At 51.2% G+C, this 23,876-nt stretch carries 23 protein-coding genes, 1 tRNA gene and 2 pseudogenes; 9 read left to right on the forward strand and 17 right to left on the reverse strand.

Annotated features, from left to right (window positions below; all coding sequences use genetic code 11):
* Positions 1-10 precede the first annotated feature (10 nt).
* From ATI02_RS23390 to ATI02_RS32805, 6 genes are read left to right on the forward strand one after another with little or no spacing between them, the layout of a single operon-like run.
* The gene (locus ATI02_RS23390) at positions 11-766 is read left to right on the forward strand and encodes a metallophosphoesterase (RefSeq protein WP_095190421.1); all 756 of its coding nucleotides are present in this window, start codon (positions 11-13) and stop codon (positions 764-766) included.
* A complete protein-coding gene (locus ATI02_RS23395; RefSeq protein ID WP_095190420.1) occupies positions 763-1,566 on the forward strand; it encodes a 4'-phosphopantetheinyl transferase family protein in 804 nt (267 codons plus the stop codon). The genes ATI02_RS23390 and ATI02_RS23395 overlap by 4 nt, the downstream gene beginning before the upstream one ends.
* Positions 1,514-2,074, forward strand: a complete 561-nt coding sequence (locus ATI02_RS32790; protein ID WP_238156200.1) for a hypothetical protein — start codon at positions 1,514-1,516, stop codon at positions 2,072-2,074. Before ATI02_RS23395 ends, ATI02_RS32790 begins: the two co-directional genes overlap by 53 nt.
* Positions 2,023-2,562, forward strand: a complete 540-nt coding sequence (locus tag ATI02_RS32795; RefSeq protein WP_238156201.1) for a hypothetical protein — start codon at positions 2,023-2,025, stop codon at positions 2,560-2,562. Before ATI02_RS32790 ends, ATI02_RS32795 begins: the two co-directional genes overlap by 52 nt.
* 32 nt (positions 2,563-2,594) lie before the next feature.
* Positions 2,595-3,128, forward strand: coding sequence for a hypothetical protein (locus tag ATI02_RS32800; protein ID WP_238156202.1), 534 nt, complete (start codon positions 2,595-2,597; stop codon positions 3,126-3,128).
* Positions 3,129-3,173: 45 nt separating this feature from the next.
* Positions 3,174-3,440: a hypothetical protein gene (locus ATI02_RS32805; RefSeq protein WP_244196552.1), complete on the forward strand. Its 267-nt coding sequence runs from the start codon at positions 3,174-3,176 to the stop codon at positions 3,438-3,440.
* 453 nt (positions 3,441-3,893) lie between these two features.
* On the opposite strand, the pseudogene ATI02_RS33365 reads toward ATI02_RS32805, so the two are convergent.
* The 3 genes and pseudogenes from ATI02_RS33365 to ATI02_RS23420 all read right to left on the reverse strand — a co-directional run.
* A pseudogene (locus tag ATI02_RS33365) lies at positions 3,894-4,040 on the reverse strand (PAAR domain-containing protein); the annotation flags it as partial.
* A 187-nt stretch (positions 4,041-4,227) separates the two neighbouring features.
* Positions 4,228-4,878, reverse strand: a complete 651-nt coding sequence (locus ATI02_RS23415; RefSeq protein ID WP_095190413.1) for a FlhC family transcriptional regulator — start codon at positions 4,876-4,878, stop codon at positions 4,228-4,230.
* Positions 4,875-5,351, reverse strand: coding sequence for a hypothetical protein (locus ATI02_RS23420; protein ID WP_100847500.1), 477 nt, complete (start codon positions 5,349-5,351; stop codon positions 4,875-4,877). Before ATI02_RS23420 ends, ATI02_RS23415 begins: the two co-directional genes overlap by 4 nt.
* A gap of 241 nt (positions 5,352-5,592) precedes the next feature.
* Between ATI02_RS23420 and ATI02_RS23425 the strand changes: the two genes are divergently transcribed.
* A protein-coding gene (locus tag ATI02_RS23425; protein ID WP_425273624.1) for an IS3 family transposase occupies positions 5,593-6,812 on the forward strand; the annotation gives its coding sequence in 2 pieces (ribosomal slippage) (positions 5,593-5,938 and positions 5,938-6,812; 1,221 coding nt in all).
* Between the two features lie 256 nt (positions 6,813-7,068).
* Here the strand turns inward: ATI02_RS23425 and ATI02_RS23430 are convergent.
* Entirely contained in the window at positions 7,069-7,425 is a 357-nt protein-coding gene (locus ATI02_RS23430) for a DUF6572 domain-containing protein (protein ID WP_100847502.1), read from the reverse strand.
* A 10-nt stretch (positions 7,426-7,435) separates the two neighbouring features.
* Positions 7,436-8,387: pseudogene (locus tag ATI02_RS23435) on the reverse strand (S-type pyocin domain-containing protein); the annotation flags it as partial.
* Between the two features lie 64 nt (positions 8,388-8,451).
* Between ATI02_RS23435 and ATI02_RS23440 the strand changes: the two are divergent.
* A protein-coding gene (locus ATI02_RS23440; protein WP_095191983.1) for an IS3 family transposase occupies positions 8,452-9,614 on the forward strand; the annotation gives its coding sequence in 2 pieces (ribosomal slippage) (positions 8,452-8,707 and positions 8,707-9,614; 1,164 coding nt in all).
* Between the two features lie 463 nt (positions 9,615-10,077).
* Here the strand turns inward: ATI02_RS23440 and ATI02_RS23445 are convergent.
* Positions 10,078-10,398 carry a helix-turn-helix transcriptional regulator gene (locus ATI02_RS23445; protein ID WP_100847503.1) on the reverse strand — a complete coding sequence of 107 codons (321 nt, stop codon included), beginning with the start codon at positions 10,396-10,398 and terminating at the stop codon, positions 10,078-10,080.
* A 108-nt stretch (positions 10,399-10,506) separates the two neighbouring features.
* Between ATI02_RS23445 and ATI02_RS23450 the strand changes: the two genes are divergently transcribed.
* Positions 10,507-11,001: a hypothetical protein gene (locus ATI02_RS23450; RefSeq protein WP_100847504.1), complete on the forward strand. Its 495-nt coding sequence runs from the start codon at positions 10,507-10,509 to the stop codon at positions 10,999-11,001.
* Between the two features lie 423 nt (positions 11,002-11,424).
* Here the strand turns inward: ATI02_RS23450 and ATI02_RS23455 are convergent, their stop codons facing one another.
* From ATI02_RS23455 to ATI02_RS23510, 11 genes are all read right to left on the reverse strand, one after another.
* The gene (locus ATI02_RS23455; protein WP_100847505.1) at positions 11,425-13,044 is read right to left on the reverse strand and encodes a relaxase family protein; all 1,620 of its coding nucleotides are present in this window, start codon (positions 13,042-13,044) and stop codon (positions 11,425-11,427) included.
* Entirely contained in the window at positions 13,041-13,418 is a 378-nt protein-coding gene (locus ATI02_RS23460; RefSeq protein ID WP_100847506.1) for a plasmid mobilization protein, read from the reverse strand. Before ATI02_RS23460 ends, ATI02_RS23455 begins: the two co-directional genes overlap by 4 nt.
* A 772-nt stretch (positions 13,419-14,190) precedes the next feature.
* On the reverse strand, positions 14,191-16,158 hold the full coding sequence (gene drt3b, locus ATI02_RS23470; RefSeq protein ID WP_100847508.1) for an antiviral reverse transcriptase Drt3b: 1,968 nt from the start codon (positions 16,156-16,158) through the stop codon (positions 14,191-14,193).
* Entirely contained in the window at positions 16,151-17,404 is a 1,254-nt protein-coding gene (gene drt3a, locus ATI02_RS23475; RefSeq protein ID WP_100847509.1) for an antiviral reverse transcriptase Drt3a, read from the reverse strand. The genes drt3b and drt3a overlap by 8 nt, the downstream gene beginning before the upstream one ends.
* A gap of 500 nt (positions 17,405-17,904) precedes the next feature.
* Positions 17,905-19,680, reverse strand: a complete 1,776-nt coding sequence (locus ATI02_RS23480) for a replication endonuclease (RefSeq protein ID WP_100847510.1) — start codon at positions 19,678-19,680, stop codon at positions 17,905-17,907.
* 149 nt (positions 19,681-19,829) lie between these two features.
* Positions 19,830-20,126 (reverse strand): hypothetical protein, encoded by a 297-nt coding sequence (locus ATI02_RS23485; protein WP_100847511.1) that lies wholly within the window; start codon positions 20,124-20,126, stop codon positions 19,830-19,832.
* On the reverse strand, positions 20,120-20,293 hold the full coding sequence (locus ATI02_RS33370) for a helix-turn-helix transcriptional regulator (protein WP_100847512.1): 174 nt from the start codon (positions 20,291-20,293) through the stop codon (positions 20,120-20,122). The genes ATI02_RS23485 and ATI02_RS33370 overlap by 7 nt, the downstream gene beginning before the upstream one ends.
* A gap of 336 nt (positions 20,294-20,629) precedes the next feature.
* A complete protein-coding gene (locus ATI02_RS23495) occupies positions 20,630-20,926 on the reverse strand; it encodes a hypothetical protein (RefSeq protein ID WP_100847513.1) in 297 nt (98 codons plus the stop codon).
* A 22-nt stretch (positions 20,927-20,948) separates the two neighbouring features.
* The gene (locus tag ATI02_RS23500; RefSeq protein WP_100847514.1) at positions 20,949-22,220 is read right to left on the reverse strand and encodes a tyrosine-type recombinase/integrase; all 1,272 of its coding nucleotides are present in this window, start codon (positions 22,218-22,220) and stop codon (positions 20,949-20,951) included.
* 164 nt (positions 22,221-22,384) lie between these two features.
* Positions 22,385-22,458: transfer RNA gene (locus tag ATI02_RS23505), tRNA-Gly, on the reverse strand.
* A gap of 254 nt (positions 22,459-22,712) precedes the next feature.
* Positions 22,713-23,597 (reverse strand): alpha/beta fold hydrolase, encoded by an 885-nt coding sequence (locus ATI02_RS23510; RefSeq protein ID WP_100847515.1) that lies wholly within the window; start codon positions 23,595-23,597, stop codon positions 22,713-22,715.
* Between the last annotated feature and the right edge of the window lie 279 nt (positions 23,598-23,876).

Below are 23,876 nucleotides of genomic sequence, written 5' to 3' on the forward strand. Positions count from 1 at the left end.
AGGTACCTCAATGCGGCTATTTACCGTTTCAGATTTGCATACCGACCATCCGGAGAACTGGAAATGGCTGGAACGCCTGTCTCGCCAGGACTACCTCGACGACACCCTGATCGTGGCCGGGGACGTCGCCGATGAAATCGGCCGGCTCAGGGCCAGCCTGGCGCAACTGAGCCGGCGTTTCCGCCAGGTGTGCTTCGTGCCGGGCAATCACGACCTGTGGGTGATCCGCTCGGACCTGCGCTCATCCTTCGACAAGTTCCGCACGGTCGGCCAGGCCTGCCGCGACGCCGGGGTGCAGACCCGGGCGTGCCGCGTGGGCAGCACCCTGATCGTGCCGCTGCTGGGTTGGTATGACTATTCCTTCGGCCCGGTCAACGAGACGTTGCGGGACAACTGGATGGACTTCAAGGCCTGCCACTGGGACGGCCATGACGACGCGGCAGTGAGCCGGGCATTCGACGAGCTCAACCCACAGCCCGATACCCGGGGGGCGCGGCACATCGTGTCGTTCTCGCATTTTTTGCCCAGGATCGACCTGATGCCGGACGGCGTGCCGGCGCAGTACCGCTACCTGTATCCGGTGCTGGGCTCTTCGCGCCTGGAACGGCAAGTGCGCCGGCTGGGGGCCCAGACCCATATCTATGGCCACAGCCACCTCAATCGCCGTGTCACCCTGGAGGGCGTGACCTATATCAACAATGCGTTCGGCTATCCGTCGGAGCGGCATATCGCCAACAAGGCCTTGCTGTGCCTGGGGGAGCTGTGAGCGCGCCCGGCGATCGGCCGTTGCGCCTGGGCCCCGGGGAGATCCATGTGTGGAGCGCCCGGGACCCGCAGATCGCCGACCCGACGCTGCTGGCGCGGTATCGCTCCTGGTTGAGCGCCGAGGAAAGCCAGCGCATGCAGCATTTCATGTTCGAGCGCCATCGCCATCAGTACCTGGTCACCCGGGCGCTGCTGCGCGCGACGCTGTCGCTGTATGCGCCGTGGGTGGCGCCGCAGCAGTGGGTATTTGCCAGCAATGCCTGGGGCAAGCCGGCGATTGTCGCGCCCGCGCTGCCGATGGCTTTCAACCTGTCCCATACCGAGGGCCTGGTGGTGTTGGCCCTGACCCTGGAAAACAGTGTCGGGATCGATGTGGAGCCGCGGCAGCGGCTGGCCGACGAGGATCTGGCCGAGCGCTTCTTTTCCGCCAGCGAAGTGCGCTACCTGTGCAGCCTGCCGAGCGCCGAGCGGGCGTCGGCGTTCATGGGTTTCTGGACCCTGAAGGAGGCCTATATCAAGGCGCGCGGCCAGGGCCTGTCGATCCCGCTGGACAGTTTTTCCTTCGAGCTGGCCACGCCGGGGCAGATCGGCTTTGCCTGCCAGACGCTGGCGCCGCCCGAGGCGCGCCGCTGGCGTTTCTGGCAATGGGAAAGCGGGCCGTTTGTGCTGTCCCTGGGCTGCTGTCCGCAGTCGCGGCACCAGCAGGGGATGGCCGTGCGGCTGTACGAGACAGTGCCCGGGGCGACCCATGGACCCAGGTCTGCCGTCATGCGCCGGGCGTCCGACGCCATCCGCTTCTGACCCGTCGCCGCAAGCAGGCAGACGGCCCGTTGCCCGCGGGCGCAACAACTGGATCGTCTGGACCGCCGGCAACGATGCGCTGTGGGACGAGCTGTCGCGCGACAGCGTCGGCAACCTGGACCTGCTCAAGACCATCTCCAACCACCCGAGCCTGGCCTACAACGACAGCAAGCTGGTCAAACCCTACCGGGTCGGCATGTCATGCGGTTTCTGCCATGTCGGGCCGAACCCGACCAACCCGCCGGCCGATCCCAAGCATCCGGCCTGGTCCAACCTCAACTCCAACCCGAGGGCGCATTACTTCTGGGTCGACCGCATCTTCATGTGGAAACAGGACAAGAGCAGCTTCCCGTTCCAGCTGTTCCACACCTCAAAGCCCGGGGCGCTGGACACCTCGTTCGTCTCCACCGACTACATCAACAACCCGCGCACCATGACTACAACCTCAAGGCGCGCATGGAGCTGGCCAGGCATCCGGGCAAGGAGCAGCTCGCCGGCGGCGGGCTGAACAACCGGCAGTTCAACGACGTGCCCGGGGTGACGCCGGACAGCCCGCTGGCGAAGTTCTACCAGCAACCCGACACCGTGTTCACCCCCCGGGTGCTCAAGGACGGCGCCGACTCGGTGGGCGCGCTCGGGGCCTTGAACCGGGTGTTCATCAATATCGGCCTGTACAGCGTGGAGTGGACCACTCACTTCCGGCCGCTGATCGGCGGCAAGCCGATCACCCCGTCTTCGGGTGCCGGTCACGCTGCTGGAAACCAACGCCTGCAGCCCCCTGGCGACCAACGCCCTAGGCGGCAATATCTGGGACAACTTCTCCTCGCAGTCGTACAAGCAATTGCCGGCGGTAGGGCCGATGCTGGTGCAGAACCGCTACACCGGCGAAGCCTGGGAATACCCGATGCCGGCCGGCGGGCGCGGCTACACGCGGCCGGGGTCGCTGATCAGCCTGTGGTCCACCGCGCCGCTGCTGCTCAACAACCGCCTGGGTAAATTCCACTGGAAGGGCCGGGGTCGAGGACCGCATGGCGTCCTTCGACAGCTCGATCGAGATGCTGCTGTGGCCGGAAAAACGCGAAGGCCGCTTCCAGGTCATGACCCGCTCCGGCAAGACCCACCCGGGCACCATCGACGTCACCAGCGAAACCAGCTACCTGCGGGTCGACAGCGGTTACCTGCCGACCTTCCTGCAACGCCTGGAAGGCCTGCTCAGCAGCTGGCTGCCCTGGTTGTTCGGCGAAGACGGCATCCAGCTGGGGCCGATTCCCCAGGGGACACCGGTGAGCCTGCTGTCCAACATCGACCTGGAAAAACACGACCAGGTGCTGGACCTGCTGCTCAAGATCAAGCACGACCTCAAGCAGCTGCCGCCCGGGGCCAGCGACGAAGAGGCGCGCAAGGTGTTCGCCGGACTGGTCAAGCCGTTGCTGGAAGTGAGCAAGTGCCCCGACTACGTGGTGGACAAGGGGCATTACTTCGGCACCAGCTTCATCAAGGGCGAACCGGGCCTGAGCGATGAAGACAAACGGGCCCTGATCGCCTTGCTGAAAACCTTCTGAGGGCAGGCCGCGATGAGCGACGACATGGAGTACGAATACATAGTGGTGGGGTCCGGGGCAGGGGGCGGCACCGTGGCCGCCCGCCTGGCCGAACAGGGGCGCAAGGTGCTGGTGCTGGAGTCGGGTGTGAATGCCGTACACCCGCATGATGCCTTCGGCATCCCGGCGGAACTGAAAGCGTACCCTGGTAGGGGCCGCCATCATCCCGCGCAACTGTTCCTCGGTCAGGGTGGAGTCGCCCATGCTGGTAGGCCACAGGGCCAACAACAGCGTACTGGCCGCTGTACCCGCTGCGGCGGCAGCACCACGTAGACTCCAGGTGCCGAGCGTTTCCAGTGCGGCTTGCCCGGCTACCCGGCCAAGGGTTGCGCCGCCTTCCGTGCTGACGATCGCCGTCGAACCCATCACCACGGCCTGGCCGAAGTTGGCCGCGGGCTCGATCCGTGTACCAGCCTCGGTTGACTCTGGCGGCACGGTGCATGTCTTGGCAAAGACGCAAGCCTGCTCAGGCTCGCCGATAAATACCAGCCCGCCCTTCAGATGTGTCTGGTTCGGATCAGCACCATATTCATAGCGCTGGCCTTCATAACTGACCCGGTTGAAATCGACAGGCGAGGCGGCCGTGTAACGCCCGGCGACGGAGCTGGGCGCTCCCGTCTTCACCGTTGAGGACGACAACACGACTCCGCCATGCGAGTGCATGCTGCCGTGCACGGCAGCATGGCAGTTATCGATGAAGAACCAGGACAGTCCGGAAATGATGGTGGCGCCACACGCAGTCTTGCTGACGCCCACCAACGCAGCGGGTTGATGGTCCACCAGGGTATCGGGTGATCCGCTGACGATGTGGTTAGGCCCGCATCGCGGGCAAATAACAGGGTCGCCGACCTTGGCCAAATCAGCCATATGCATCCCTCATAGCTGTGAGTTGGAGGTCGGCGCCTACCAAGCCATCGGGGAGGCTACACGTATGCCGTTCACGAACCAGAAATGGCTTACGTTGGTTTTTGGTTCCATTGCTCCCCAACCCCCTGGATCTGCTCTTCAGTCTGTACGTGCATTTACTACTGCTGCAGTTGAGAAAGGGGAGGGGAGGGTATCAGTGGCTTAGCAACTTCTCGACATCATCACTGGACACGCCGAGTGAGCGGGCTATTTCATCGTCTGATTGACCCCAGTTGCGCATTTTTAACGCCTCATCCCTTACTTGGGAAATGTTAAGGCTATTATCAAACGCAGATGGTTGATCTTCGACGTCCTGCAGCTGACACAGCGGGCAGGATTTTTGAGAAAGGCGAACGGGCCTAAAAAACGATATTCCGCAATGACCGCAGTAATGCTCACTCAGTTCTGCAGAACGGTAATCACGGGCAATAACCCAGGCGTCATTGATATCAAGGAGCACCGTCTCATCGACTTTACCTCCGCGAGCAGCCCCGTGTGCATCCTGGTATACATCGAATGCAGCGATAACAGCTTCAACGTCGATTTCCTCATCCGGCTTAATCGCCAGTTGACGATAACTGAGCAAGAAGATGGTTGCCTCGACAGCCGCGGCATTGCTTTTGATCAATGTCTCAGCACTGCTCAATGGGCCGCATGAGGACTCAGGCGCGTCGGAATTCTTTCGCATGTTCTCAATGATCTTTCTGGAAACCCCCGTGGAGTTTCTGACCACAACACTTCGAAAGCCTGCGCCAATCATCTTTCTCGCAAAAATGATGGTTTCCGATGATGCTGCCTGGCTCATAGCTTTCTCCCTCGCTTAGCGTTTCCGCCCAATATCCGTAATGTTTGTAAAGCATTATTTCTGTCCGCAACATCAGTCCCGGCGCGCAGCTGGAACTGGATGCGTCCGCCTCGAAGGGCATCATGAACAGATTGAAAGTTTGCGTTCTGAAGCCAGCTCGCCTTTTGTCGGGTGAGGCCATGCCGTAGCTGAGCTTTAAGTTTGTCGCTCTTTAACTGCGCACGAATCTCTAAAAGCACACACATGACCTTGTAAAGGTCTTCAGAGCCTTTGAGCTGTGAGGTCGCAGTGTCATCAAATTTGATTGTCAGTGGGCTGACAGGACTGCTGGCCAATCCCATATAGGTCGAATGGTCGACTTTTTTCATCCACTCTCGTTCAGCGAGAGAAAATGCAGTCAAGCTCCTGAAAGAATCGGGCTGTGATTGACTGAGAGAAAAGAGGGCCTCGAGAAGCAACTGAGATTCAAACATCAGTTCACCTTGGCTGACAAAATCTGTAGCCGCCGCCAAATAGAGAGGACTTTTCTCGCATAAACGCGGCTTGTCTCTTCTAGGTCGGGGTTCTGGGTGTTGTAGCCGCCAATGGCCAGCTCCATGTCTCCTGGCCGAGCGTCGATCGCTTCTCTAAGGATCTGCGCACCTACCTTTACATTTGTTCTGAGTTCGAACAGGTCCTCTACGCGATCGACCCGGTAGGCAAACGGTTATGTTTATGACTAATAGCAACGATAAGAGTGGTGAGCTTTTGGGCCAGGAGCGGCGTCGTCGCTGGAGCCCAGAGCAAAAGCTGGCCATGGTTCGAGAGAGCCTTGAACCAGGACAAAGCGTTTCGGTCTTGGCTCGGCGCAACGGCATCAATGCCAACCAGTTATTCCTGTGGCGCAAGCTGTATCAAGACGGCAGCCTGTCGGCGGTCAGTGCTGGCGAAGCCGTGGTGCCGGCCTCCGAGCTGAGCGATGCGCTCAAGCAGATCCGTGAACTGCAACGGATGTTGGGCAAGAAAACGATGGAAGCGGAAATCCTCAAAGAGGCCGTGGAGATCGCCCGGTCGCGAAAATGGATTGCGCACTCACCCTTGTTGCCGGGGGACGACCAGTGAAGCTGGTCAGCGAATGTCTCGGTGTGGCGCGCTCGCAATTAACGGTTCGAATCAAGCAATCGGTATCGCCCAATACACGGCGAAGCAGGCCTGTGAACGACGCTGAGTTGGTGGCCGAAATCCAGCAACAGGTCAGCGAGCTGCCCAGCTATGGCTACCGTCGAGTCTGGGGATTGCTGCGTCGCGCCCGTGAAACCCAGCTGCTACCTGCGATCAACGTGAAGCGGGTTTACCGGGTGATGCGTGATCACAACCTGCTGCTTGAGCGCCGGATCAAACAACCCGGCGTGCCGCGTCGGCACGAAGGCCGTATTGCGGTGCAAACCAGCGATACGCGTTGGTGCTCGGACGGCTTTGAGTTCCGTTGTGAGGACGGCGCTAAACTGAGCGTGACCTTCGCCCTGGACTGCTGTGATCGCGAAGCCATCGGCTGGATCGCGAGCCCGACCGGGTACAGCGGCGATGATATCCGCGACTTGATGCTGGAAAGTGTGGAGAAGCGCTTCGGTGATCAACTGCCTGCAACGCCGGTGCAGTGGCTCAGCGATAACGGTTCGGCCTACACCGCCGAACAGACGCGCCTGTTTGCTCGGCAGATCGGCTTGCAGCCGGTGACCACACCAGTGCGTAGCCCGCAGAGTAATGGCATGGCCGAGAGCTTCGTGAAGACGATCAAGCGTGACTACGTGGCGCACATGCCCAAGCCGGATCGAGAAACGGCGTTGCGTAACCTGGCAATTGCCTTCGAACACTACAACGAGCAGCATCCGCACAGCGCCTTGAACTATCGCTCACCGAGGGAGTTCAGGCGCTTGGCAGCTGCATCAATTTAACGGGGAGTTGGTGTCCGGTTTTGTAGGGGCAAGTCCAGATTGTAAACACGTCGAATTGTCGCTCTTGGCCGAAAGAGGTCTATTGAGAGGTTCTATACTGGCAATCGCTAGGCTTGCCGGTCACTACACGAAACCTTTTGTTTGACCCTATCTAGCTCTGCTGGACGGGGACGATTCATCTAATTGCGGCCCGCAAATGACGGCAGAGAGCGGCCCCGACCTTTGTAGCATCAAGATAACAGGGCCAGGTACTCGGTCACATGTTGCGTATCGCATCGTTCTCATCGAGCACAAACTCTAGTCCAATACCCACTTCCTTTAGCACCTCCGCAGCGCGGTCAATGAAAAACTCGCCTTGCTCTGGCAGCTCATACAAGCCGTTGATGCGAATGATGGGGTGCTTCCCAAGTGCATTGGGGATCTCGGTGTAGATCTCGCCGCTCTCGATGAATGCAACGTAGGTATTGAGCTTGCCTTGAAGCAGCTGCAGGTGTTCGCCTTGCTCAGCTTTGTCGCCCCATTCAAGGTGGTCAGAGATATACAGCACCACATTGTCAGGTTCCCATGTCGGGATTGCCCAGATATCAATTACCTGTGGATTTGTGATGGACATGTCTGCTCCCTCAGGGTTTTGGTTGAACAATTTCGACTTTGGTTGGTGGGATTACGGTGCCCCCGGGAAAGCCGGGTTTCCCTTTACCTACAACGATTGCACCGCTTTCTTCGATCTCTGGATACGCAAGTTTTTGGTTGCGAGTGAGTGGTGCTGTTTCCGACGATTTGCATTCGATGCAGGAAATGTTGCCTTCAGCATCCCGCCCTAGCATATCGAACCTAGTGCGTACTCCGCTTTTGGTCTTGGCGGTCACTTCTCGGCCCACTTCGGGTGTGTTTTCCCGTAGCTCGCGTTCCTTTTGGTCCTCGAAGGCCTTTCCCTTTTCCTTGTTCTTCTCCAACTGCGTACTGAGCACAATGTAGATTGGCTCGATCCCAGAGTCAGGGAACCAGATGATTGCATCTTCGAACTCGGGAGGATGTGCAGGGTTCGCCAGCACCGTGTCAGATTGTGCAGTCGGCGGATACACCCAGACGGGTGGCAACTGTGGGGCGCCTTCCAGTGCAGGAATACCCAGTACACCGTTAACATCTGCCGCTGGCGTCCAAGTGAGGCCAATCCCGTTGCCGATGTCAGCAACAAATTTCTCGCCGACTTTCTCGCCCTTGATGACGGGGACATTTTCCCATTCCGCTTTACTGCCGGTGTAGAAGCCGTAAGCGTTGACGGAGCCGTCTGGCAATGTCTTCACGTTGACACGGACACGGGTGCGGCCAGTCTCAAGCGTTGCGTACTGGTCCTTCGTGTAGAAAGCGCTGTCGGGGGAAAATACTGGTGTTCGGTATCAGCATCCCAACGATACCCGTTACAAAGCCAGCAGCCACAACACCAGATCCTTCGAGTAGACCCAGTGACAGCGATCCGCCGAGACGTTGAGCAATTGCACTGCCAGTAGCAGACCCGCCCACCAGTTGCAGTGGAGTGCCTTCGGCGGTAATCGCTGCCCCGGTGCCAAGCACTGTAGTGGTCTAATGAAACCGGACACCCATTTAGGCGAGAATGCTCGCCAGATAGAGGTGTCTGATGACCAAACAACGTCGTTCTTTTTCCGCTGAATTCAAACGCGAGGCCGCAGGCCTCGTGCTCGATCAAGGCTATAGCCATATCGAAGCCAGCCGCTCGCTTGGTGTGGTTGAGTCCGCGTTGCGCCGCTGGGTTAATCAGCTTCAGCAGGAGCGCACTGGCGTTACTCCGCAGAGTAAAGCGCTGACGCCAGAGCAACAGAAAATCCAGGAATTGGAAGCTCGAATCGCTCGACTTGAGCGGGAGAAATCCATTTTAAAAAAGGCTACCGCGCTCTTGATGTCGGAAGAGCACGAGCGCACGCGCTGATTGATCAACTGAGCCCCCAAGAGCCGGTTGATTGGCTTTGCGCAGTCTTTGACGTCACTCGTTCGTGTTACTACGCCCATCGTCTCAGGCGCCGAACTCCAGACGTTGAGCGGCTTCGGTTGCGCAGCCGGGTTAACGAACTGTTTACGCAAAGTCGAAGCGCCGCCGGTAGCCGCAGCATCGTGTCGATGATGCAGGAAGACGGCGAGCAAATTGGGCGGTTCAAGGTGCGAGGCCTGATGCGGGAACTGGAGTTGGTCAGTAAACAACCTGGATCACATGCCTACAAACAAGCGACGGTTGAGCGGCCTGACATTCCGAACATATTGAATCGAGAGTTTGATGTGCCGGCGCCGAATCAGGTCTGGTGTGGCGACATCACCTACATCTGGGCTCAAGGGAAATGGCATTACCTGGCTGTCGTTATGGATCTTTACGCGCGCCGAGTGGTGGGCTGGGCGCTGTCGAACAAGCCGGATGCGGATCTGGTCATCAAGGCGTTGGACATGGCTTACGAACAGCGTGGCAGGCCTCAAGGGCTTCTGTTTCACTCGGATCAGGGCTCGCAATATGGCAGTCGCCAGTTTCGCCAACGGCTCTGGCGTTACCGCATGCGCCAAAGCATGAGCCGTCGTGGAAACTGCTGGGATAACGCGCCGATGGAGCGTGTGTTTCGCAGCTTGAAAACTGAATGGATACCGACCGTGGGCTACATGACAGCTCAAGAAGCGCACCGCGACATCAGTCATTACCTGATGCATCGGTACAACTGGATTAGACCGCACCAATTCAACAACGGACTGGCCCCAGCTCAGGCCGAGAAAAAACTTAACGTCGTGTCCGGGATTAGTTGACCACTACACTTCGCACATGCTGCAGTGCGAATGCTGAGTTCGGCTAGGAGCTTCCAATGCAGCATCAGAGACTGGCTAGGTTTGTCGCAGCAGACGTTCTCTGTGATTTGCGGTCGAGTGCTTACCTACCTTCCTGCGTGCCTGAGACCTATTGACTGCGTCTGACAGTTGATGACTGTTTGGCTTCGATGCTCGGTTTTCTTTATTCACAATCTGATGCGAGCGCAGGTGGTCGCTGATTTACATGGGGAAAGAGCTGCTTGATTGGGGAGCGAGTCAAGATGAGCGAGAGTGCTGATCAGAGAAGGGGTGGGCGGGGAGCCCGTTTTTACTGGGGAAGGAGTCAATTTTATGGAGCGGGTAGAGAGAATCGAACCTGATATATAAATCAATAAGTTAGGTTATATTTTGGTGTGTGCTGTACATGTAGCCATACAAAATACCGGAAGCCGACGAACGGTCGCTATTTTTGCGTTGCTGATCGCTCTGCGAGTGCTGCGATTGCCTCAAGCGCTTCACGACGCTGTTCGTGCCCTAGCGAGTTAAAAAGCGCTAGTAGGCGGGCTTCCTCGTCGTCAGCGTAGAAAAAAGCGAGCGGCAAGCCAAGTGCATCCGCGATCTGTTTAGCGGCAGTCGGACTCGGGGTGTGCACGCCGCGTTCGTACTGATTCATCCGTGCGCTAGCGCTGGCGGGCTCAAAACCAGCTTCCTGCCCCAAGCGCTCTTGAGACCAGCCTGCTGCTTTCCTTGCCTCCTTCAGCCGATTGCTAAATACGCTGCCCATTCTCTCACTCGCAAAAGCTAAGAGAATCTTAGATTTTTCTTGACGGGATACTAAGTAATCCTTAGTGTCGCAAAAAATGTGGATCGTAGTCTGCGGGGGAGAGCAGTGATGCTAAAGCTGAAAAAAGAAACCGTGATAGTGAAAGATTCGATTTATGACACCGTTGAGGATGCGGGTTCTATATATCGTCGTGTTCGGGTTCAGAACGAAGGTGGAAAAACCGCATTCTTCAAAGAATTGATTGTTCCAAGATACGTGGGCAAGAGCGGGGCAATGAAGGAGGGTGTCCCAAGAACTTGGTATATAAAAAATATCACCAAGAAGAAATCAGTTGTGATTGCTCACCAGAAACCGAACGGTGAGGTAGATTTTGATCTCGATGAAGTAAAAGTAATATCTAGATCATTTGTCTTGGTTGGAGTGTATGTTGGTGTTGCAGCCCTTCCAGCGTCAATAATAATTGCAACAGCAACTTTTGGCTTTGGTCTTCTTTTGTTTCCAGTATTTTTGTATATGGCTTATCGAAATATTTTTAAAATTGCACCCGCACTTAGCCGAGCAACTTTGGAAAAAGAGCTTAGGGGGTTTGGAGTCAACTTATAGCTTTCGAAGCCCCTTAGGGGCGGCCAGAGTCAAACGAAATGGCGGGGGGCCCCACGAAGTGGGGTTCCGCCCCGCAGGGCGCACGCAGGGCGTATTTCGCTTGATGCTGGCGGGGGAAGTTAAGCCTTGGGAGAGGGGTGAGGGGTTGCTCTTCCCCCTCACCCCCGAGCCCATCGGCGGCGAGATGGGGGGGACGGGGGCGCAGCCCATGGTGCTCCGCCTTACTGTTCGCATACTTCGTATAGTTCACAGTAGTTTACTTGGCCAAGTTTCAACCCGGCCTGCCCCGTGGCAGTGCACACGATGTTGATTTCCAGTTCCTTGACAAACTCATCAATTATTGCGGGCGATGCATACTCGCCAGGAATATCCTTGTTTGAACGAACTTGTAATCTTGCATATGCACATCTCAAACAACGAGTCTTATTTGCCTGGCAGTGTTGGAGCAGGTGCAGGCTCTGTAGCGTGTCTTTCCGCTTGCTGATCTGAATTTTTTCCATGATCTAACTCCTCTGGTTTTATTTTTGTTTTTATTGCAAAGCCAAATCTATACTTATCTCCACTTCCGTCCTCCCCGACACTCAGCTTGTCAATTTTCTTGATGTGCCTCTCGGTCTTCTTAGCCAATTGAACTTCTAATTTGATGTCCTCAATTAATTTTTCGACTTTCAGTTTTAGTTCTGAAAATTCGTACTGTAGCGTTTTTCCGGGGGAGTAAAAATTCTGTCCGGTGTACATGCTTACGGCGAATGAAAACATATCTTTTACCGCGCTTTCTATTTTTTTGATCGTTTCCTTTGCCAATTTTGCATAGTCACCGGATAGTTTCTGTCTATACAGAATGTCTTTCTTGATAGCTCCAGCCATATCATTGTGATATTTTGCCAAGAGTTCATCATGAACTTTATTGCCGGTTGAAATATTCGGCGCGACAATAGATCTGGGCGACGTCTTCGGAATATTTATTAGTGGTTCGGCAATCAGCTTGTTCTGGTTAACAAGGTTGCGAGCAGCGCTAGCAGCGGGAGGGCTAAAATTATTAATAACATCCCGAATCTCACTAAGTTCTTTGTGAGTTTTTTGTAGTCCTGCTGATGATTTTGCAAATCTATCTTCTGCTCGTTCAGCGACACCTGCAGGGATACGATGCCTGCTCTCAACTTCCGTTGATCTGAAAGTAAGCGTTTCACTGTAGCGGGATTCAGTGCCAGCTCTTTCAGCTTCAAATTTTGCATCTCGCTTTGAATGCCTTTTTGCAATTTCTGAGAAAGGTTGCTCACTGTATAATTCTCCTTCAAGCTTTGCGGCTTTACTCATTCCTTCGAATTTAAAGGAAAAATAGTTATGGCCTTTTCTTGTTATTTCCGCACCCTGCTTCTGCAAAAAAATAAGCATATCTTCTCGGGAACTTACGGCCCCAGCATCTATTAAATTATCTATAGCAGCGACGACCTGTTTCTTTATATTTCTCTGGGGGTCAAACTGAGGTAATTCAACCGAACGCCGTATTTTTGTATCCCTTGGGTTTTGCAATCCATATTTATTGCATACTTGGTCGACAAAGCTGTCATTCTGCAAAATGAACTCGTTATTATTCCCAGGGCCTTGCTTGCCATTATAGTTCGGTGGAAAGGGGTTGAAATATTTTCCAGATTCGAGATGAATCCGAGGGATCATATAATGAATCTCAAGCCGCCCGGTGTGCTCATGCTGTACTAGTAAAATGTTTCGACAGTCTTTTTTCACGCCAGCGAACGCGAAATCCTTGAAGTCTTCAATGATTTTGCCTTTCATGCCCCGTGTGGAATTAATTAATGCCGTTTCTTCTTCGGAAAAACTCAGCACTCCACTTGTGTATTTGTGTTTGAAGTCCAGTGATTCGCAGAGCACGCGCATTGCAGAGGGGTTGCCTTCAAGTAAAGTGGCTGCTGGAGTTCTCTGTCTCCACTCATGTGTTTCTTTGTCGAAATAATTTTCGGAGAGAAAATAATTAATACCAGTCCCAGCGCCGACAGTGCTATGTTTCGATAAACCATGGATCATGATGCTGTGGCCTTTTTAACTCTTTGTGTGCGATTGCTTTTCCTTATTTCGTCCGAAAATATTACGACCTCGTTTATATCTCGCGCGATAAAGTTAAGCTGATAAATTATTAGGTCTGCATCCGCTTTTTCTCTGTACGTATTTGCATGATGCGCAAGCATATTGATATTTGAGTTTATCCGTCCAAGCCAGCTATTGAGGTCGCGCATCTGCGCCGGCATTCCTGGAGATATGTCGATCTGCGTAGATGTGATCATCTCATTGATTAGTTGCGAGACACTCATCTCGCATTTGCGCGCATTCTCTTTTAGCCGCTCTCGCTGTGAGAGCGGTACCTGTGCATTAATTTGCACCCATTTTACCTCATGTTCCATGCGGCCCTCCGGGCTCTTATTTTTGTGATCGTCAGGGGTGTGGGGAAACCCCACTGGGTCTCTAGGGCTAGCCCTAGACAAGGCCGGAAAATGTCGAAGACTATTTTTCGAGGAGCCTTGTTCGCCCTAATCATCTAAGAGTATTATTAATTTATAGCTGGCAGCGATGCAAGTTACGCAACTAATAAAATTGTATATAAATAGGGAATGACACAGTGGGAGACATATATTTCGGCAATGTTGCGATATTTTATGAAGGTGAAGACGTTATGACTCCAGGGGCAACCTACCGTCAATCTGAGGAGGACATTGATGCGAAGAATAATTTTAAAATGCTAAAGCAGCACTTGGCCAAATACCTTTCATCCACAAGCACTGCTCCGCTCGGCTGTGTGTCTGAGGGAAAAGACGCAGTAGGTGGGTCGCAGAGACAGGTCTCTTTAGATGATTTTTTTGAGTGATACTGAATCTTTGGAAAAGATGACTTGGTGGGACACACTAGCCGGGCGAAAGATAAGGCACCGGCTGCGAGAAGGAAGCGCTTAAGACCTGCGGCGTTGAGAATGGGGAGAAAGGCAGTCTCAACCTTAGTGTGTACGGCTTTCACCGCTCCTAGGTAGCTAGCGCCTCATCGACCCATGAGGTGATGAAGAATTCGCTAAGTAGGTATGAAACGCAGCCTTCTGAGGGGCCGCGTGGAGGTATATTGACTAACCTTTCAGCCTGCAGGCTAGCACAGAAAAACATCCGAAAAAAGCCTCGACAGCTCCGATCAGTACACCTGCCGAAGCTCTTTTCGCTCCAGAGCGTTTAAAAGATCGACTTCTGTCCAGTTAATGAACCAATATTTAGAAGCATAATGCGTAAAAAAATCGCTTAACTCTTGTTGAGTCGGCTTGCTGATCTTCATCGCAACGCATAGCCTATTTACATATTTGGATTTTCTTTTTCGGCCTATATATGGACATGTCAGGCTGTCTAACAACAGACAAGCTTGCTCTGTATTAGAGAGGATTTTTGACATGTCTTGAAGCTTTGCATCTAATTTTTTAAGAGTGCTTTCTTTAATTGTTGAGTATTGAACATGATCTTTGATATAAAAAAGACAAGAAACGATGTTAAAATACGAGCTATCGCCACCGAACACTTTCTCTACTATATGCGAAGGGAGCAGATAAGCAGCGCCAAAATCGCTCAAAGACAAAATAACATTTAGAACTTCAAGCGATATGAAATTATCAATATCAGCTCTTTTGTGGAAGGTGTCGCTATCGAGCAGGGACAGAGACAGGTCGAATGCGCGCTGTTTTATTGTATGCTTGTAATGACCTAAATGTTGGTCGGCAAACCGACAGAGCAGTATCAATGATGCGCAAAACTTATACGAAGAGCTAACAGAGGGTGCCACCGAATAGAAAAAGTGCATGACCTCCAAAAATACGATACAAGCATCCTTGTAATCGTTAATTTCGGCTTCGGGATTAAGTTCTTTGGGGATGTTAATTAGCAGCTTTGTTCTTTCAAACAGCGCAGATATGATATATGAAGACACCTCATCATAATCCATACCTTCAGCAGAACAAGTTGCTTTGATAGCATCAACAAAGCTACGCACAAGCCTATCAACTTTGAATATCTTCTTTGGCTTTAGCGAAGCCCCTTCTTCAACTTCCTCTAAAAACCTTTCCGTGAATTCGTTTACGTAAAGATTTACCTCTCTAATCACTTTAGATTTTGGTGTGAAAAAAGGGCGCTGATATATTTGACTTTTGGCTGAGTTGACGTGCAGCTTGTACCCCAAAAGCGTATCCGCATAAATTTCGTAAATTTTATTTGCCATTTCGATGGATCTGGCAAATATGAAAACATCGTCAACGTAGCGTTTGATAGAATAGTCAATGTTAAAAATCCAATTGAACTTTTCAGATGCCAGCTTAGCTTCTACTCTACAGTCAACGTTCTGGAATATTATCTCTGAAAAGATCCGACTTACTTCTGGGCCTATCACAATCCCATTTGTTTCGTTGTGATTCGCCATCCGTATAACGTCGTCAAAATTATTTCCGAATATAGATGCGGCGTACCTTCCGTCCTTTACAAAGCTTTTGTCTTTAGTAGCCCACGCAATCGAATGCGTATAAATACTATCAAAGCACTTTGAAACGTCCAGAGTTTTTAGAACGCTAAAGTCTTTTTCAAGATCGAGAAAGGCTTTTGAGTTAAACATTTTATAAAGTCTAGTGTAACCCTTGTACGCGTAGAAGGATGAACTGTGTTTTAGCGTTGTTTCAGAGGCGGTGTCGTCAACGGTACCTCTCTTGTATTGCCCTATGTTCTCCCATGAGCTCTTGTAATAAAATACACTCGCGGTTTTGAATGGAGTTCGTATCGAGTATTTACCTAATGTACAGTAATGACAAATGAGATGCTCGTAGCGCTCATAGAATAGTTTAATTTGCCATTGTGAGAGTGGATGCAAAACCGAGAGGCATCTGAAGTCAGTTGCACTTTTCCTTATTTTATATTGGTAAGGCACAGTGCTCCATTTCCCGCCCTTACTTGTTATAAATAAGCTTTCGATTGTCTTGGCGAAGCCTGTGCTCGAAGCTTGTTTCTTTGCAATATTGTAGAAGCCGTCATTCGAAAATATTATCGGGGTTTCATAAGGAGCTGTTTCAGTTACGAGAACTCGACAATAGTCACCCTTTATAATTCGCTCAGATTTTTTATCATCAAGCATACTCCCAACACTCCCTGATCGCTTTGAACTGTGAACGGTTGAAGTGGAAATAATTACGTTCACTGAATCCGCGCTTAAAGCTGAAAGTCAATAGTCTGCGGCGTTGCGCGACAGAAGTGATCGAGAAAAAACGATCAAATACTTTACCGTAACTGCTCATTGTCGCCAGGTATAGGTACTCATCCAATATAGCTAGGGCTGTTGATTTTGCTTCATCTATCCTGTGATAGTTATGATAAATTCCAGCCAATCTATATCCGCCTCTATTAATATCTAGTACGCTAAAGTTAGAAGTCAAAAACTTTACGCGCATTTCTAAAAGCTCAAAATTTCTGTTTTTACAGTAGTCTAGATAAGCTTTAGTGAGACGCGTTTTGATCTTTTTTATCTTAGAGTCCGCTATATCCAATACTACTTCTCGGCTGCCGTTTTTCTCCGGTGGTTCGTAAACCGAAAAACTATAGCCTAAGTATTCGAAAGTGAAGAGCAGCGGCATTTCCGGATGCTGACTTTTTTTGTATCCAGAAGAATCGGGTGCAGAACAAAGCTCCTGTTTTTTCGTATTTAAATGGAGTCCAGGCGGTAGCAGCTTGCTCACTTTAGCGAGAAACTGTTTTGAGTGCTCCTCCCCGCCAGTTATCACAATAATGTCATCGACATATCGACTATAAAAATATACACCTGCCATCGTTTTTATTGAAGAATCAAAAGAACTCATTACTACTTCAGATAACGTCGCACTTAAGGCCATACCTCTTGGGATCCCTAACCCTCCAGCCAAGGTATGATGCTCAATAATGTCTTTAATGTGTTTTTTGGTCTGAGGACTTAAACCCTTAATTCCGTACACAGCACTCAGGACATTGGACGCCGTGAATGACTCGTAAAAGCTCTTGATATCTAATCTATATATTTTAAATTGAGCACTTTCTGCGATCAGAGCGCGAAGATTAGCGATTATAGTGTCTCTTGACGGCGAGTATAACGACTTAGCCATTCGTAAATTTTTATCTATCTTTCGTAACACCAGCTCGTGACTGAAGGCGGGAACTCTGTAGACATTCTTCCCGCGAAGAATTGAGCTCTCAAGAAAAGAGTATGATTCGTACCCAACATCAGAACGAGCGACAGCAGCTTCAACCTCTGCGGTCTTTGATAACGGGTTTCTCAGCCACGGCCTAAGGTAGAAATCATTCTTTCGCAGAACCTTTGAAACCGAAATAAAATTAAACGACTGGTCGTACATATGTCATCCCTTACAAAAAGAATGAAGCACCCAAGCACCCAAGCATTCCAGACACTGGGCCCTATTACCACCGTTGGATGGGGAACAACGCGGATGAGTCGTCAACCCCACATCTCGGGCATGCCCTCTCCTGCGCGTACTTTTCTTTGCTAGGACGAGATCGGCTTTGGAGATGACCCCGTCGACTCTTGTATTCTGACGTCAAATACAGTGTGTTCGCCGCCGATAGATCACTCTTCACGGGTATCAAAGAAATTGGGGCATCGCTGCCTGCGGTACACACGGTTGATCGTAACATGACAATTCGCTCCTTGAATCGCTGAGATAGCGCCGAGCATAGCGCTTCCGGCACTTAGGAGCTACGGACGTTATGGAGGCCTAGGGAGTCGATCTCTCAGCGTCGTCGCCTGTTTGACCTATCTTGATCTGGCAAGGGCACGCATGACGAAAATATTGGCCATCGAGACTCAAAAATTTGAACAATCGGCATGGGGTGCGGCTCATCCTAGGCTGCCGCTAGGCTTCTCTTCTGCCGCTGTCTTATAACGCGTCACCCGCCGCTCCTCCAGTGCCGCCAATGCACGTATCATCTGTGGGTGCAGGTGTATTGAGCCTTTATGCGAAGAAAGGCTCCTGGCGGCACTGTACGCCCTCCTGACCGCTTCTTTCTCACACTCACTAGCCGCTTGAGCACAGAATCTCTTCCAGATTCGAATCTTCGTGAGCGGTCTCGCGTGTCGTTTCTTTCTTTTTGCTTTTCTTGAATAATTAATAACAATTGTGACCTGTTCTGTCTCCTTACGTCTCAATTTTTCCGCTTGCTCCTGGCTGATGTCTTCGCACAAACCTGCGATCTGCACAGACTGCTCATCCAACTCATGCTTTATTGATTTTGCGGTGAGGATTACTTCGCCGTATTTGTTATTTCCCTCTTCTTTTTCAAAGTTAAGCTTATCCGAATCATTCTCAAAAAAATGCACGCGGGCCGTTAATTGGCTCTCGTTCCTATCGTCTAAATCCATAGGGGGGTGGATTTGCTTGGCCAGTTGCTTTATATGTGTCGGCGCATCGGGATCTTTAGCCACCCGTTTAAGTGCTCTCTGTTTTCCTGTGGCGCACTTGATACCAAAAAATGAATATTGTCTCGCGCCCATGGCACGGATGGCGCATTTGTACCTAGTGGCAGTGTCATCGTCTTCACCCGCTAATGCTTTCAGTACGTATCCGAATATATAAGATGAAGGGGTGGCGGTATCATCACCTGTCTTTTCAATAATGCGGACAATATCGCGCTTGTTATTCGCAAAGTAGTCTTTACGATCTATGTACAGTCGTTCAATTGAATCTTCAATAGCTTCCAAAATCTCTAATTCTTTATTGAAGAAAATTGCTATGTGCCAATGCGGGCATCCATCTTCATGAACCTCGACCACCCGGAATCCGAAATAATCCCCGCTTCTTCTATCGACACCAATGTTATCTAGAGCGTCCAATATCGAACGCCAATCCTTTTGCAGAGATCGGTTAGCCTCCCTGGCACTCGCCCCCGAATACTTATCCCTTCCAATCTTCGGGTTTGGATGAAATTCTGGGGACGCCGTTAGCGTGATAAAAGCGCAGCCAAATTGGTTCTGCTCCGCGATCCTCTCAAGAGCTTTTATGTCCAGAAATAACTCGTTAAGTCTGTTTTTTCTTGCCCCGTTGGCCACATCTAGCAAGTTGAAGACAAATGCGTCAGAACCATTGCTGCGGATTATTTTGTTACAGCCCATCAAGAACTTATCTGTTTTCTTTTTGCGTTCTTTATGCATTTCTATTGTTCTGTCGGTGCAGCACACTTGAGTGGCATTCTTTCCGCCGAGCTCTTTTTTTAGATGTGCTAGATGTTCTCTTTTTTCATCAGCTAGTTTGATGATTTGCCTGCGCCACCATTTTTTATCACTGATTCTGAGGGCCAGTGAGTCGATAGTTGAGTTTTTGGGTTTTTTTAACTTTATATTAAACGGTAAGTCGTCAATGATAAGTTTCTTTTGATTTTCGTTTGCAGATAGCAGTGAAAATCTATATGCGGCAGCGATTTTATGCGCGAGACGGACAAGCTCATCATTTGAAAAATAGATTATTTCTTCGATGGTGGGGAGTGTTTCAGAGGGCTGTATGTCGACCTTTTCATACATCTCGTTCCCGTGTTCGTCGAATCCACGGAAAAGAATTTTGCTATATTGGGTTTCTAACAACTGCTTTGGGAGAATTCGGTTGGGAGTGGTAGTGTACATCTTATTGTTCTTATTTTTATAGGCCGCTCTAGGCGGCGTTTGTGCTTCTAATCCGCTCCGGGCGGTGAACTATGTCATCTTTCTTATGCTACCTATCCGAAGGATGACTCTACAATTTCAGTCGATATCCAGGGTCGATAGGCCAAGGTTCACAAGGCTTCTCCTTGCAGTTCAGCGATCTGTTCTAAAAGATTAGCTTTAGCTTCTTTCAGAAGTTTTAACTGGTCTCTTTCACGAGTGATCCGCTTTTGCTCTACCCATACGTCTTCTTCAATCCGCTTGATCAACTCGCGGCTAGCAATCATGAAGTTTTCACTGTCGTCCTTGTTCGTCAAGCTTTCACTAAGATCTGATAGCAGATCACGCTCTGACACCCACTCATCAATAAGGCTTTGAGTAATGACGTTTCTCTTGGGTTTTCCCAGTTCGCAGATATTAATCAACATTGGCTCGCGCTCCTGTTGTTAAAGTAAGTTTCGACATCGCTTTTTCTCCAACGGCTTGATTTCCCAAATTTCAATGGCGCGGGAAAACCTTGGCTTTTGATTGATCGGTAAATTGTTGCTCGTGAGAGCTTTAGCTCTTTGATGAGGTCTTCAAGTGTCATCAGCATTATTCGTCTCCTACGACGTGTTGTTGTTGCTGTATGTAGATTTAAAGACCGAGGAACTTACGTCAAGCAGTATTTTTTGTTGTACGACACTGCCCGGAGTATTCAACAAAAGACACCGCTACGACCGTTTGTAAGCGCCTGAAAATACGGGGGATACCGGTGTCATCCAACTTTTTCGCGTAATAAGAAAATTTTCAGATTTTTACTAGCAGGTGGAGAAATCTACGGGCGGAATTGGCGTTTATTTTGGTTGTCCGAAATAGCCCCGAGCTTTCGTCGGAGCAGTTATTATGACGTTGTCTGACACTGCCCCGGATTTTTGGAAAGGGCAGTAGGTTATACGTATAGCTTTGTGCTGATGGCCGCTTCGCACATATTGACGAGTCCCCTTTTGAGCCTTTCGAGTGCCGAGAAATTCAGCTTTTTTTCGAGTAAGTTACTCGCGTCATAAATCTCAAACTCAAAAATATCAAGTTGTCCCTTTGCGTTTCTGAAGTACCCGAATTCGATACGAACGTTGTCTTCCTGCGAGTTTCCCTCCACATCTGACTCCTCGTGGAGCATGTAAATTTTTGCTACTGCCAGGGTGTGCCCGGATTCTGCGCGATTCATTTGGCTGAGTTCAATATTCATTCGTGTTATTTTCCAGTCCGGTCTATTTGTTTTTTGATACTGCTGTTCTTTTCTTAAAGTCGGATTTTTGATTCTGCGTCAAACCTTCTTTTAATGCATCTAGGTAATCGCAGTACCATTGCATCATTATTTCCCTATTTTTGAGATGCGATGCTTTGTCATAAACCGCTCTAAGCCCCGGCTTCTTATGTGCGAGCTGCATCTCCACCCAAGGTTCAGGCCAGCCATGTTCGGAGAGCAAAGTCGTTGCTGTGTGACGTGATCCGTGCCCCGTCATACGGTCTTTATATCCAGCACTTGCAAAACATTTGTTAACAGTATTTTCCGACATCACTAAGCCTTTCGATCCTTCCGAAGGAAATAAGTATCTAGATTTGCCAGTAATGTTTTTCAGGTTGTTTAAAATTGATATCACTTGACTGCTCAGCGGGACTACATGATCACGACCCATTTTCATTTTGCTGTTAGGAACGCTCCAGATTTTTTTATCAATATCAAATTCTATCCACTCGGCGTTTCTGACCATGCCTGGCCTGGATGCTGTATAGATAGTTAGCCACGCAGCACTTTTAACAAGTGTGCGGCTGGGTGAAGCCTCAAGAGCTTTCAAGAAATCTGGTAGTTGATGTTCGAGTAGGTGAGGGTATTGTTTTTCTTGTGGCTGTACTGATGCGATGTCCAATAAATTGCTTGCTGGATTATTTTCACATCTGCCACTTGCTATCGCGAATCCAAAAATCTGATTCAGCCAGCTCCGGACTTTTTTTGCAGTGTTATGCGCCTCTCTAAGCTCAATTGAATTCTGTAATTCGGCACAATGCTTGCGAGTGACTTTCGAGATGGATAATTTACCCAGTGCTGGCAGCATGTCGTTGTCCAGCGCATATCGCATGGACTTGAGCGTTTTTTCTGCTCTGCCGTCGGCTGATTTTTTGGTGTACCAAGCCTCTGCAACGCTCTCAAAACTGTTGCTTGTCGCTTCGCTCAATTCGTATTTTTTTTGCGCCTTATGCGCGACAGGATCCGTTCCCGCTGCAAGCAGCTTGAGAGCCTGCTGAGCCTTTTCACGGGCTTGTTCGATGTTCACGTCCCGATAGCTGCCCAAGCCGTGCCAGCCCCATTTTCCATCAGATTTTTTATATCTCAGCTCCCAGCGTTTGCGCCCGGTTGGGCTCACAACGATGTGAAGCCGCTCCGCGCCACCGTAGTTCTCGCGATACTCCTTGACCTCGGGTTCAAGTGCATCGATGACAGTTCGAGAAAGGGGTCGTCTTTTTATCTCTGATCGTTTCATGTTTGTGTATGGCCTGGTTCGAAGTTTTCGAAACCGTACACGAGCCTGTACAGAAAAAGTAGGGCCGTGCAGAGACCACCGGAAACCATGAGAGATTCACGGAGCGCTAAGTTATTGATCTATAAGGGGAGATGAGATGTGGGAAGATGGGTGGAGATGTGATGTGGAGCGGGTAGAGGGAATCGAACCCTCAACTAAAGCTTGGGAAGCTTTCGTTTTGCCACTAAACTATACCCGCATTACACATATTTCTTTGCTCACAAAACGGGGTGTCCTATAAGAACCCTCGTTATCAGCTTGGGAAGCTGGAGTAATGCCATTATACGACACCCGCTCAGAGCGGCTGACTTTGTACCAGACTCGGCCACGGATTTGAAGTTTTCTTTTGCTCGCATAACGTTACAGCGCTGAAATCGGTCAATCGCGGGCAAGCGCTGCGGGCCTTGTAAACAACGTACTCAGCCCGGCAGCCTTGCTCGCGACGACGCTTTTTCAAATGGCCAGTGCATGGTGATCCTGAACAAACGAGTAACGCGTTCGGCTAGCCTGCGGTGCCGGTTTCAGAAAGCCGAGCAGGGCGTTCTGGCTATCGCGGCAGGCAGCCTTGTGCTCCATGTCGAGAAAGTGCCCGGTGGCTTGCAGGGTGGTGAAGGTGCTTTGCGCCACGTGGTTGCCGAACAGGCGGGCGTCTTCGGCGGCGGTGTATTCGTCCCATTCGCCGTTGAGAAACAGCACCGGTACGTTGATTTTCTTCGCTGCGTTTAAGTAGCACTGGCGATCGCTGTGCAGCACGTCACTGATGTGGAAGTGCATCTGCCCGTATTCGTGCTCGGCCAGGCTGCTGACGTGGCGGTAGTTGAAGCGTTTGAACAGCGACGGCAAGTGTTTGCCGATGGTGCTGTTGACCAGTTCGCCGACCCGGTCGCCGTCGCGCTGGCCGAGGTAGTCGACGCCACGCTCCAGGTAGTCGAGCATGTGCGCGTTGATCACCGGTGAGAACGAGCTGATCACGGCTTTTTCGATGCGCCGTGGCTGGTGCGCGAGGGCAACCAGGGTGGCGGCACCGCCCCAGGAGAACGACAACACGTGCTCGGCGGCGAAGTGGTCGATCAGCTCCAGCAGGATCATCCCTTCGACGTCTTTCGTCAGATGTTTCTCATGGCGGTTGTGGGCTTTTGACCGGCCAGCGTAGGGCTGGTCGTAGCAGACCACGTTGAATTGCGGGTGCAGATTTTTCACGGTTTGTGCAAACGACGCAGTCGTGGCCATCGAGCCGTTGACCAGGATGATGGTCTTTTCTGCGGCGTCTGCGCGATAGAACTCCGTGTAAACCCGATACTGACCCTGTATATCCAGCACAGCGATTTCTGGCCTCATGTCATAAGACTCCTGGCAAGCAAGCGGGTATGCGCGCAAATAGAGATTGCACGAGCTTTGTGACAGGTAGGCATACGCCTGGAATTTGCAGGCCCATGTCGATCCATGACTACGGTCGACGGGTATTGTTATTGGCGGGCAGTTTGCCGGGGCAAGGCGGAACCTGAGGGCTCTCTACCGGCAAAAAGTTTCTTGGATGTATGTTGTGACTAATCGGTCACAATCTGGCCGACGTCCTGATTCAAGCAGGGGTGGGGGGATCGCGCAAGTGCCGTTGGT

This window comes from Pseudomonas baetica, assembly GCF_002813455.1.
Lineage (GTDB): Bacteria > Pseudomonadota > Gammaproteobacteria > Pseudomonadales > Pseudomonadaceae > Aquipseudomonas > Aquipseudomonas baetica.